8 protein-coding genes are annotated in these 12,276 nt (G+C 46.5%); 6 read left to right on the top strand and 2 right to left on the bottom strand.

What is annotated here, in order from left to right; genetic code table 11:
• The first annotated feature begins 98 nt into the window (after positions 1-98).
• From H3T75_RS00090 to H3T75_RS00070, 5 genes are all read left to right on the top strand, one after another.
• Positions 99-1,040, top strand: coding sequence for an ABC transporter permease (locus H3T75_RS00090; RefSeq protein ID WP_198210714.1), 942 nt, complete (start codon positions 99-101; stop codon positions 1,038-1,040).
• A complete protein-coding gene (locus H3T75_RS00085; RefSeq protein WP_078474416.1) occupies positions 1,037-1,984 on the top strand; it encodes an iron chelate uptake ABC transporter family permease subunit in 948 nt (315 codons plus the stop codon). Before H3T75_RS00090 ends, H3T75_RS00085 begins: the two co-directional genes overlap by 4 nt.
• Positions 1,981-2,757 carry an ABC transporter ATP-binding protein gene (locus tag H3T75_RS00080; RefSeq protein ID WP_198210713.1) on the top strand — a complete coding sequence of 259 codons (777 nt, stop codon included), beginning with the start codon at positions 1,981-1,983 and terminating at the stop codon, positions 2,755-2,757. Before H3T75_RS00085 ends, H3T75_RS00080 begins: the two co-directional genes overlap by 4 nt.
• Positions 2,754-3,740 carry a siderophore ABC transporter substrate-binding protein gene (locus H3T75_RS00075; RefSeq protein WP_198210712.1) on the top strand — a complete coding sequence of 329 codons (987 nt, stop codon included), beginning with the start codon at positions 2,754-2,756 and terminating at the stop codon, positions 3,738-3,740. Before H3T75_RS00080 ends, H3T75_RS00075 begins: the two co-directional genes overlap by 4 nt.
• Positions 3,741-3,852: 112 nt before the next feature.
• Complete coding sequence (locus tag H3T75_RS00070) at positions 3,853-6,117, top strand: TonB-dependent siderophore receptor (RefSeq protein WP_198210711.1); 2,265 nt, start codon at positions 3,853-3,855, stop codon at positions 6,115-6,117.
• A gap of 57 nt (positions 6,118-6,174) precedes the next feature.
• Here H3T75_RS00070 and basC read toward each other — a convergent pair whose 3' ends face one another.
• The gene (gene basC, locus H3T75_RS00065; protein WP_198210710.1) at positions 6,175-7,491 is read right to left on the bottom strand and encodes a putative histamine N-monooxygenase; all 1,317 of its coding nucleotides are present in this window, start codon (positions 7,489-7,491) and stop codon (positions 6,175-6,177) included.
• 61 nt (positions 7,492-7,552) lie between these two features.
• On the bottom strand, positions 7,553-10,417 hold the full coding sequence (locus tag H3T75_RS00060; protein WP_198210709.1) for a condensation domain-containing protein: 2,865 nt from the start codon (positions 10,415-10,417) through the stop codon (positions 7,553-7,555).
• A 221-nt stretch (positions 10,418-10,638) separates the two neighbouring features.
• Between H3T75_RS00060 and H3T75_RS00055 the strand changes: the two genes are divergently transcribed.
• The gene (locus tag H3T75_RS00055) at positions 10,639-12,252 is read left to right on the top strand and encodes a (2,3-dihydroxybenzoyl)adenylate synthase (RefSeq protein WP_198210708.1); all 1,614 of its coding nucleotides are present in this window, start codon (positions 10,639-10,641) and stop codon (positions 12,250-12,252) included.
• The last annotated feature ends 24 nt before the right edge of the window (positions 12,253-12,276 follow it).

Genomic DNA, 12,276 nt, shown 5'->3' with positions numbered 1-12,276 from the left:
CCGGAGCAAAATTTAACTTACCGGCTTACGGTTTTATATGGTGATGACTTTGTGACAACGGCTGTAATCAGTCATTGCTGTAGCAGGATATATCACTGATGTACCGTATTCTGATCAGTGTATTTATTGTTTTATGTATTGTGTCTTTGCTGGTAGGCACTGATCCGGTTTCATGGACAGGTCTGCTGTCCGGTTCTGATGCTGACTGGTTAACTGTCAAAGCCAGCCGCTTTCCCCGTCTGATTGCGATTGTGCTGACAGGTATGGGGCTTTCTATCGGTGGTGTGATTCTGCAACATATTGTCCGTAATAAATTTGTGGAGCCGGAAACAGCTGGCGGGCTGGATGCAGCCAAACTCGGCATTCTGGTTTCGCTGGTACTGCTTCCTTCTGCCGGTGTGCTGAGTAAGATGCTGGCAGCTCTGCTGTTCTGCTTTGTTGCCGGACTGATTTACATCTGGATTATTGCCAGAATCCGCTATCAGCAGATTGTGCTGATTCCGGTAATCGGGCTGATGTATGGCTGTGTTTTAAGTGCTGCAGCTGAGTTTTATGCCTATAAAAATAATCTTTTACAAAATGTTCAGGGCTGGCTGCTGGGTGATTTTTCCCGTGTGGTGCAGGAGCATTATGAATTGCTGTATGTGCTTGTGCCGGTAATTATTCTGAGTTATGTATTTGCCAACCGGTTTACTGTAGTGGGTATGGGGCAGCAGATGGCTGCCAGTCTGGGCGTAAGCTATAAAACGACTGTGGCTATTGGATTGATGCTGGTATCAGTTACTGTTGCGGCTACGGTGATTACGGTTGGTTCTATTCCTTTTATCGGTCTGGTGATTCCGAATCTGGTGGCGATTAAATATGGTGAACATTTAGCCAGAACTTTACCCGTTGTTGCGCTGGGCGGGGCATGCCTGCTGCTGGGATGTGATATTACCGGCCGTTTGCTGATCTACCCCTTTGAAATACCTATTGGCCTTACTGCCGGTGCGGTTGGCGGCATTGTCTTTTTGCTGCTGATTTTACGGGGGCTACGATGATGAATCGCAAATTCTGGCTGCTTTGCGCCGGTATTGCCGGACTGGCGGTATTTTTTATGCTGTTTGATTCCGGCCTTGATTTTGAATATGTGCTGCCTAAGCGATTACTGCGTCTGGCTACTATTTTGCTGGCAGGTATTTGTATTGCGGTTTCGTCTGTGGTGTTTCAGACGCTGGTAACTAACCGGATTCTGACTCCGGCAATTATGGGTTATGAGGCAGTATATCTGTTCTGGCAGGTCTTGCTGCTGTTCTTTCTGGGACAAAGCAGTCTGGGGCTGCTGGGGCTGAACGGGAATTTTTTTGCTTCAGTCGGATTAATGCTGTTTTATTCGTGGCTTATTCATCATTATCTGCTGCCGCGTGCACGCCACAGTCTGTGGTTATTGCTTTTATTCGGTATGGTGCTGACTATGGTTATCACCACATTAACGCAGTTTATTGTGCTCAAAATCAGCCCGGGCGAATTTTCTGTTTTTCAGGGAATTAATTATGCATCTTTTAATCATTCCGAAACGCAGACGCTTTTATATGCTTTTGTCGCCATGCTGGCTGTAGGACTGGTGGGATATCCGTATCTGACTACTCTGGATGTGATGGCTCTGGGAGAGGAACAGTCTGTTTCTCTTGGTGTCGATTATGCCCGTTATGTACGCTGGGGATTCGGTCTGATTGCTGTACTGGTCGCTGTGTCGACCAGTCTGGTTGGTCCGACTGCCTTTATGGGGGTATTTATTGCCAATATGGCTTATGCCTTCGCCGGCCATTATCAGCATAAACGGATTCTATTATTTGCCAGTGCGGTAGCTATTGCGGTGTTTCTGATTGCTCAGATTCTGGTGGAGCATGTGTTTAATTATAAAACGACAGTCAGTATCTTAATTAATCTGATTTGCGGGGTGTATTTTCTGCTGCTTATTGTCCGTCATCGAGGAATGGCATGATTTCTATTCAGAATATTTCCAAAGTATATGGTCATCGGCCGGTGCTGAACAATATTAATCTGGAGCTGCCAATGCAGCAGGTAATTGCGCTGATCGGACCCAATGGTGCAGGGAAATCCACTCTGCTGATGATTCTGGCACGGCTGCTTTCGCCGACTAAAGGCAATATTCTGTTTGATAAGCAGGATATTGCCGGCATCCGCATTGCTGATTATGCCCGTCTGGTCGCAACGCTACGGCAATCTCCTTATTTCGGTTTGCGGCTGACGGTTAAGGAGCTGGTTTCGTTCGGCCGTTTTCCCTACGGGCACGGGATACTCTCAGCCAGAGACCATCAGGTTATGGACGAGGCAATCGATTTTCTCGGGCTCAGTGCCCTGCGTGATGTGTATATAGATGAATTAAGCGGCGGGCTGCGGCAAATGGCTTTTCTGGCGATGACTATTGCTCAGGAAACCAGGATTTTGCTGCTGGATGAACCTTTAAACAATCTGGATATGAATCATGCAGTACAAATTATGGCAGCAATCCGGCGTCTGAGTGAAGAGCAGCGGAAAACTGTCATTATGGTGGTTCATGATATTAATTTTACTGCAAATTATTCAGATTATATTGTCGCATTAAAACAGGGACAGTTAAGTTTCAGCGGTCCTGCTCAGGAAGTCATTACTGAAGAACGCCTGAGTGAACTGTATGAGCTGGATTTTGAAATTAGTCACAATAAACATGGTTATGTCTGTCAGTATTTTCAAAAGTCGAAAGGTAAAATATGAACGGGAAACTCAAAAAATGTGCTGTCAGTCTGCTGGGGCTGATTGCAGTAGCAACAATGGTGACCATATCCGGCTGTGATAAAAAGCCGGCTTCTGCGTCTTCGCCTGCGGTACAGAAGCGTACTGAGCCGCTTATTATCAGGCATCAGCTTGGTACGACTACAATTGATCACACTCCACAGCGTGTAGCCGCAATGGATATGAATGAAGTGGACTTTCTAGATCAGTTAAATGTGCCTGTTGCCGGAATGCCCAAGGATTTTATTCCGCATTTTCTGGATAAATACAAACAGAATCATGATGATATTGCCGATTTAGGCGGCATTGTGCAGCCGAATATGGAACGTATCCATACTCTGAAACCTGATTTGATTTTAATGACTCCGATTCAGAAAGACCATTATCAGGAACTGACACAGATTGCACCTACGCTCTATTATGAAATCAACTTCAATAACAGCGAACACGGGCATCTGGATACTATTAAAAATCATCTGCTGACTCTGGGTAAGATTTTTAACCGTGAAGATTTAGCCCGCACCAAGGTTGCTGAGCTGGATACGGAAGTCAGTAAAGTTCGTGCCGTGACTAAAGACCGGCCGGAAAAAGCGCTGGTAGTACTCTATAACAATGGCTCTTTCAGTAATTACGGGGTGGATTCACGCTATGGCTTCGTTTTCAGTGATCTGGGTGTCAAACCGGCCAGTAATGATCTCAGCACCAGCCTGCACGGACAGCCGATTTCCAGTGAATTTATTAAACGGGCTGATCCGGACATTCTGTACATTATTGACCGTACCTCAGTTATGGAGCATCAGCCGGTGATTAGCGCTGCACAGGTAACTAATCCGTTATTACGCGCTACCAAAGCATGGAAAAACAACCGGGTAGTCTTTGTGGATGCCGATGCATGGTATACCACCGGAGCCAGCCCTACTTCAATGCGACTGCTTATGCAGGATGTGATGAAAGGCTATCAATAACTCTGTTTCAATGACATAAGAATAATAAGCTGTATAAATAAGAAAACCAGACCCTACCAATAAATCCATCCGTTAAATGTATTGCGTGAGTTTAGTTAACAAGGAGAAATCTATGGGTAAACACGCACATCACCGCAGGCAAGAGACTTTGCCTGCGGTCAGACACCGAAGCAAAAATTTTCTGCATCCGGTCACTTCCTCACCCAAAGCGCTGATATTGAGTATTGCCAGCGCCATGCTGCTTTACACTCCGGTTATATATGCGAAACCGGCTGATGATAAAGCCAAACCTGCGGTGAAAAAAACAGCTACCGAGAATACGCCATCCACTGGTGAAGCTGTTCTGGCTGATGTGGTGGTGGAAGCAGGCGGAAAAACAACTTACTCCGGCGGTTTTGTGGCTAAAGACAGCCGTCTTGGTTTTCTTGGCAATAAAACTGCGATGGAAACGCCATTTAATACCGTTAGCTATACCAATAAATTCGTTGAGGATTCTCAGGCAAGAAATGTCACTGATGTCATTGCTGCTACTGACCCTTCGGTATTTACCAATGGCGCTATCGGCGGCTGGAGTGAAAATTACTATATCCGCGGCTTTCAGTCCGACACCAACGATATGTCGATGAATGGTTTATTTGGTATTGCCCCCTATTACCGTACACCGCCGGCCATGTTTTCACGCATTGAGGTATTGAAAGGACCATCCGCACTGTTAAACGGTATGCCGCCTGCCGGTTCTGTTGCCGGCACAGTTAATCTGGTATCCAAGCGCGCAGGTAATGAACCATTGCTGCGGATAACGCCTACCTATATGTCTGATTCACAATGGGGCGGCACCATTGATGCCAGCCGCCGGTTCGGACAGAACAAACAGTTCGGGATCCGGGTTAACGGGGTTTATCAGGATGGCTCCGGCCCTGTAAGAAAACAGGACTTGAAAACCCAGCTCGGTTCAGTCGGGTTGGACTGGCGCGGCGATCGTGCACGGGTTTCTGCCGATATCTATATGGCCAATGACAAGGTGGATGGAGTGGTACGTGGTATCAATCTGGGTAAAAATATGAAAGTACCCTCACCGCCAAATCCGAAAACGCTGATTAACCCCGACTGGTCTTATGTCAGCAATAAAGACCGCGGAGCCATGGTGCGCGGTGAATTTGATATTACAGACAATATTACTGCTTATGCGGCTTTCGGGCGCAGTAAAACCAATTATAAATACAATGGTGCTACTTCAGCCAATTTACTGGATAACAAAGGCACCATTCAGACCATAATGGCGCAGCTGGCATTTGATCTGGACAAGAAATCAGCAGATGTGGGCTTTAAAGGTCAGTTTGATACTGGTCCGGTAAATCATCAATGGGTAGTTAATACTACTTACTACAAGCATAATCAGCATGATTTTGGTGTCAGAAGTATTCCATGGGCTACATGGGTAACCAATATGTATGATCCGACATGGGGTAAGTCTGTACCCTTTGATGTTCCGCCAATTTCCAGAAGCTCACTGCAGCTCAGAAGCTATGGGATGGCCGATATTATGTCGTTCATGGATGATAAACTGCAGCTGACTTTAGGTCTGCGCTATCAGGAAGTCAAAAGTGATAATCTGAGCCTGATGGGTAAACCTGTTTTAACTGAATACAAAAAACACGCATTGACTCCGGGCGTGGCTATTCTGTTTAAAGCCACAGATCATGTATCACTTTACGGCAATTATATTGAGGGTTTGACCAAGGGTAATTCAGCCCCCATTACAGCAGCTAATTATCCCAAGGTGTTTGCTCCGTATAAAACCAAGCAGACTGAGCTGGGAGTAAAATGGGATTACGGCAATCTGGTTAATTCTTTAAGCATATTTGAAATTAAAAAACCCAATAGTTATACTGATCTGAGAACCAATGAGTTTACATCCGGCGGTCAGCAGCGCAACCGCGGTATTGAATGGACGTTTATAGCCTCGCCGATTGAAACAGTACGTCTGATAGGCGGTGCCAGCTACATTAAACCGGAGCTGACCAGACTGGCAAATCATGCCAATGAAGGGAATATTGCTACGGGTGTGGCTAAAGTACAGGGTAAGCTGGGTGCGGAGTGGGATATTAAAGCCGCAGCCGGCATTGTTACTCTTTCTGCCAATGCTACGGCTGTATCCAAACAATATCTGAATCAGGAAAACAGTTTATCGGTACCCGGCCATACTGTATTTGATATTGGTGCCCGCTACAATGCCAAAGTATCCGGCCATCCGTTTACGTTGCGCGCAGAAGTGAAGAACGTAACCAACAAAGCATATTGGGGCATGCCGCGCCTGTCCAATCTGTCTTTAGGTGCACCGAGAACTTTCCTTTTATCCGGTTCGTATGATTTTTAAAAAATTTCCGGCCTGTTAAAAAATCGCCCTTTCGGGCGATTTTTTATAAGCAGCAGTTTATTGCGGTAATCCGTATTGCTGAAAGGCCGAGTATTCCGGTACCCGGTAATATTGCCTGCCCAGAAGCTGATTAATAATCACACCATTTCTGGTTGCGCCCATACCCAGATCAGGGGAACCAACCCCCTGCTTGGCGATTTCGGCATTCTGAATAAAAATCCGCCCTTTACCACTATCACAGCGTACAGCGGTAAAGTCTTCATTAACCAGATAGTCATTGCGCTCATCTGTTTGCAGAACACTGCCTTTCAGCTCTTCAAACCATTGCGGCCACTGATGATGGTAGCCGGTGGCTGCCACAATTGCATCTGTCTGAATGGTTTGTTGCTGATTAAGCTGGGTATGCAGACAGGTCATATTAATTACGCCGGAAGGCAGTATTTCTACCGACTGCACGTCACAATTAGAAAACAGTGTCAGCCCTGCCGGTGCACCGGCAATGGTTCGTTCGTACAATAAATCATAAATATCGCCGATGGTGGCAAAGCTGATCCCTTTATAAAGCTGCCCCTGACCGGCACTGACTTCACGCCGTTTCTGCGGTGTCAGTGTCTGGAAATAATGCATATATACCGGAGTAAAGCACTCCTGCCCCAGTTTGGAAAACTCCATCGGATGAAAACCGGCAGAACGGGTAATCCAGCGGATTGACGCGCCTGCCCGGATTTGTTCCGGCTGTAATGCGCGATAAAGGGCCAGCACACATTCAGCAGCACTTTGCCCTGCCCCGACCACGGTAACCTGTTTACATTCCTGCAATTGTTTCTGCATATAGGTAAATTGCGCTGAATGCTGTATCAGCGGGTGGCTGGTGTTTTTCAGCCACTCAGGATGGTAAGGTTGGGTACCCACACCGACAGCAATATCTTTACTGGAAAAAATCTGTCTGTCTCCGGCTGCAGATTCACTTTCGAGAATAAATCTTTCCTGACGATAATCATAACTTACTGCCTTGACACAGGCATCGAAATGACAGGATGGCAACTGGCGTACTGCCCAGCGGCAATAATCATCATATTCCTGACGCGGAATCAGAAAACGGTCATAGTAATAAAACTGATACAGACGCCCCTGCTGACACAGGTAATTAAGATAACTTAAGGGATGACACGGATCAGCCATGGTAACCAGATCAGCCAGAAAAGGTACCTGCAATGTGGTACCAGGCAATAATAAGCCGGCATGCCAGTGAAAAGTAGGCGTTTTATCCAGAAATACAGCATTGACTTCTGAATGACCAGATAATAATGCCGCCAGCCCCAGATTAAAAGGACCAATCCCAATACCTGCCAAATCCGTTTGCTTTATATCCATGTTTATTCCGTCCCTATGTACAAAAAGTTAAACATTTAAATATTTACAACATGTAATGCTTTTATACTGAATCCATTTCTGCCCGGATCAGCTGTTCTACTTCCTTCATATTGCGGCAGCCGATTAACTGGCGCGGATTCAGAGTCAGTCTGAAACTGTGATTTATCCGGCTGGTAATTTCTTTTACATGCGCAGGACGTAATCCGAGCTGGCTGAATGGCCGGGTATGTTCAATAACTATGGTTTGTTCGATATTCAGCGTATCGCGGTAAATACGTTCTAATTGTTCTCTTTGCCGGATAACTGCATCAGCACACTGCCCATTCGGATTGATTGTGATACCGGATAATGTCTGATTTAATACGGAATCAATATTTTCCAGCCCCTGATCAGCCAGTTGCTGACAGATGCTGACCAGAACTGCGAGAAAATCGTGAATGATGGCTGCATCAATGGCAGCCTGCGCAAAATCAATATTAAACAGCAATGCGCCGTCATCACTGAGCATGAAGCGAATATCTATCGCTACCTGTGGTGTCTGAGTTAGCCCGTTAACATAATGAACTGCGCTACCCGCCGGTAATACCGGCCACGATAATCCATTAGTAATAACGATTGGTAAAACCGGTGCTTCGCCATGCTGCTCAAATAGTAATCTTGCCAAGTCCACACCGGAAAAGGCCAGATGCTGCAAACCGTCCAGCATATTCTTTTGTAACTTAGCCGCCTGTTCAATAAACCCAGTTACGGATGACCAGCAGACCACAACAAAAGTGGATTGATTGGATAATTCGCCCTTATACAGCGGCAAAACCGGTACCGCTGCCGACAGCAGGCCGGATGTCTGCTGCCAGCGATTTAATACCGCCAGAATCAACGCCATCAATAAGGAATTTTTAAAAAGTCCCTGCCGTAAACCTGACTGACATAATTTATCGAATATCTGTGCCGGCAATACGGCGCTTTGTCGCTGATAGCGTGAAGTTTCCAGTGTCGCTAAAGGTTGTTTCCAGGGTAATTGCGGGATGCTCGTAACAGGCTGCAACTGTGCCTGCCAGTAGGCAAGTGCTGTGTTATAAGTCTGACTATCCGGTTGCTGCCTGTTTTCAGACAGCAGTGGCGCCTCTTTCAGCTCCGTATCCGTGAATAACTCACACATCAGCGCTGCAATAGAGCGTCCGTCGAGAATCAGCGCATCAAAGCGCGCAAAGACAATAAACTGTTGTGCGGATAACTGAAAAAGTGTGATATCCCACGGCGATTCCTGTAAATCAAATATTTCCTGCTGATAACGCCGGCGAAAACTGTCAATTTTTTCGGTAGCGGCTGCCGGCTCTTCTCCACACAGATTGATTTCAGTTAAATTAATAATTACCTGCGGATTTACCCACTGTACACAACGCCTGACATCAATATAGGTTCTTAGGCTGGCATGATGCTGTACCATATCAGCCAGACGCTGTCTGAATGCGGGTAAATCCAGTGTTCCGGCATATTCGCGAAATTCCTGCATCGCCACACCGCCAAGCGCAAAAGCGGTACTTCGGCCGGACAAATAGGATTTTTGCAGAGCGTTTAAAGGCGTGGCTTTTTCATCAGGTTCCGTAATATTCAGGTACTGATTCAATTCAGTTAGCGGGCGTGAAAAATATTCCGGCTGCGCAATCAATGTATTCAGCAGAGTCAGAAAACGTTCAAACAGTCCGTTTACCCATGTATCGGCTAATGCATCCAGACGAATATCCCAGTTAATGAGTAAATCATTATTTAGCTGCACAAACTGTGCATCCAGTGCCACCTGCGGCCCCTGTGAAATACACCAGTCCATACTGCCAAAATATTTATGTACCCTGGATGAGAACAGATTTTTTTCAGGTAAATCGACTGCGGCAGTAAATACTACCGGTGCGATTTGCGGCGTAGCATGATGACGCGACAAACGCCGCATTACATTGACACCACTGAATTGCCGGTGATCCAGACATTGCCGCCATTCAGTCGCCAGACGCCGGCAAAAAATTTCCAGATCAGGCGTTTCAGTCATATCAACATTTAAAAGCACCAAATCGGCAAAATCACCAATGGTCCGGTCAATATAAGGCAAAAGCGGTTCCCGCCAGAAAAACGGCACATTAAGCCGGTAAGCACGATCATGGGTGACTTTGCCCAATGTATAGGCAAACAACCCCAGTATCAGAGCAGAAAAGGTTAACTGCAGCTGACAGGCAAACCGGCGTAACAGCAATGCCTGCTCTGCACCGATAATTGCACTTAAGCGTGTGCTTTGTGCTCCGGCCGCGGTTGGTTGCTTTAAAGGTAAAGCAGGCGCAGGTGCGATAATATCCATGCGTGACAGCCACCACTGACGAGCACGCTGTTGCTGTTGGCGTTGGTACAGATCCTGCTGAATCCTGTTGCGCCAGTCATAAAAAGATGGCGGTGAAGGCAGACAGACGGTACTGTCTGCGTAAAACTGAGCCAGATCCTCCATCAGAATCCGGAAACTGGAAGGATCAATGGCAATCATATCGGCATCTATATGCAGGCGGAAAACCTGATTACCCAGAAGGCTGACAGAAAAACGCACTGTCTGTCCTTCATCCAGACTAAGTTGCTGATGTGTCCATTGCCGGCGCTTGTCTTCAAGTTTCTGTTGCTGCTGTGCCTCAGATAAATGTAAAAAATTATCTATTTCCAATACATTTTGCGGCAGCGTATCTCTGATCCTTACTTCACCTTCGGCATTCAGTTGCAAACGTAACAATTCATGCCGCCGGTACAGACATTCAATTGCCTGCCTGAGCCTGTCTGAATCCAGCTGAGTGCCATTGAATTCGGTATACAGATGCGCAGCCACACCACCGAGCATGGCATCATGCACACGCCCAAACCAGCATGCAGACTGCATTGGAGTAAGTTCACACATTATTTCTTTACTCTGTTGACAAATTTACGATTTTTGACGATGATACAGTTAAATGAAAATGATTACCAGTTTCATTTAACTAAAACTTATCACTACAGCAAACCGTAATTAGCAACCCTGAACAGACCATCAGAAAAATGTTGGATGATTCAATTTGTTTTGATTAATCAATATTTTTGTCTGATTCAGCTGGTTCAACAGATAGAAAAAAGGCTGATAAGATGATTAGCTATACACACTGGTCTGAAGATTTAGCCCGGAAATACCGCCAGAAAGGTTACTGGCTGGATCAGCCGTTAACCCGCGTGCTGACACAAACAGCCAGACAGTTTCCGCAGTCAACTGCCATTATCTGTGGTGAACGGCATTTCAGTTATGCGCAGTTAAATCAGTTTTCCGATAATCTGGCAGCCCGACTGAGCGCACGGAGCTTTGGTATAGGTGATACTGCACTGGTGCAGCTACCTAATATTGCCGAATTTTATATTGTCTTCTTTGCTCTGCTGAAAGCCGGTATTGTGCCTTTGAATGCACTGTTTAATCATCGTCAGCATGAATTAAAGAGTTTTTTCAGCCAGATTAAACCCCGGCTGCTGGTGGCCTCACGCCATCATGAAGTATTCAGCGGAAATGATTTTCTGAATGAACTGACTGCTTTACAGCTGGCGCCGGCTTTAACTCTAATGCTCAATGCCTTTGCTGATGATGAAAGCCTGCCAGACTGGTATACCACTACGCATTCTGATATCAGCCATTATGCTGCTACGCCGGCAGATGAAGTGGCTTTTTTCCAGCTTTCCGGCGGCAGTACCGGTACGCCGAAACTCATTCCGCGTACGCACAATGATTATGATTACAGCGTGCGTGCCAGCGCCGAAATCTGCGCTCTGAATCAGCATACCCGATTACTCTGTGCCATGCCGGCAGCACATAATTATATGCTGAGCTCACCCGGCGCTCTGGGTGTATTTCATGCCGGCGGATGTGTGGTAATGGCGGCAAGCCCCGAACCTCTGAGCTGTTTCAGCCTGATTGAACAGCATCAGGTGACCATGGCTTCGCTTGTACCCAGTGCCGTATCTATGTGGTTACAGCAGGCACCTGAGCAACTGGAAAAGCTGCACTCACTACAATTAATTCAGGTAGGCGGTGCCAGTTTCCCGGAATCAGTGGCACGACAGGTATTAAATGTTTTCGGCTGTCAGTTGCAGCAAGTATTCGGGATGGCGGAAGGACTGGTGAACTATACGCGGCTGGATGACAGCGAAGAGCTTATTGTCACCACTCAGGGGCGTCCTATCAGCCCGGATGATGAAGTAAAAGTGGTGGATGAAAACGGTGACGAAGTGCCTGCCGGAGAAACAGGTATGCTGAAAACACGCGGTCCATATACCTTTCGCGGTTACTACCAGAGCCCTGAACACAATGCACAGGCTTTCGATACAGAAGGTTTTTATTATTCAGGTGATTTGGTACAGCGTAACAGCAACGGATACCTGAAAGTGGTGGGACGGGTTAAAGATCAGATTAACCGCGGTGGCGAAAAAATTGCTGCTGAAGAAATTGAAAAACTGATGATTACCCATCCTGATGTTACCGAAGCCGCACTGGTGGCTATTACGGATGAACGTTTTGGTGAAAAGAGCTGTGCATTTATTGTGTCACAGAATCAGCACTTAACTGCTCTGAGCCTGAAACGCCATCTGCTCAATCTGGGTATTGCTCATTACAAACTGCCTGATCAGGTATGCATTGTTGATAGCCTGCCGCTTACTGCCGTCGGCAAAACCGATAAAAAACGCTTACGTGAAACCTTTCAGCAAAATCCTGCCTGAATAATTATCAGAATGAGAAACGAG

This window comes from Snodgrassella sp. W8135, from assembly GCF_016101225.1.
GTDB lineage: Bacteria > Pseudomonadota > Gammaproteobacteria > Burkholderiales > Neisseriaceae > Snodgrassella > Snodgrassella alvi.
The sequence above is the reverse complement of the archived record's forward strand: the minus strand, read 5'-3'. Positions and strand labels throughout refer to the sequence as shown.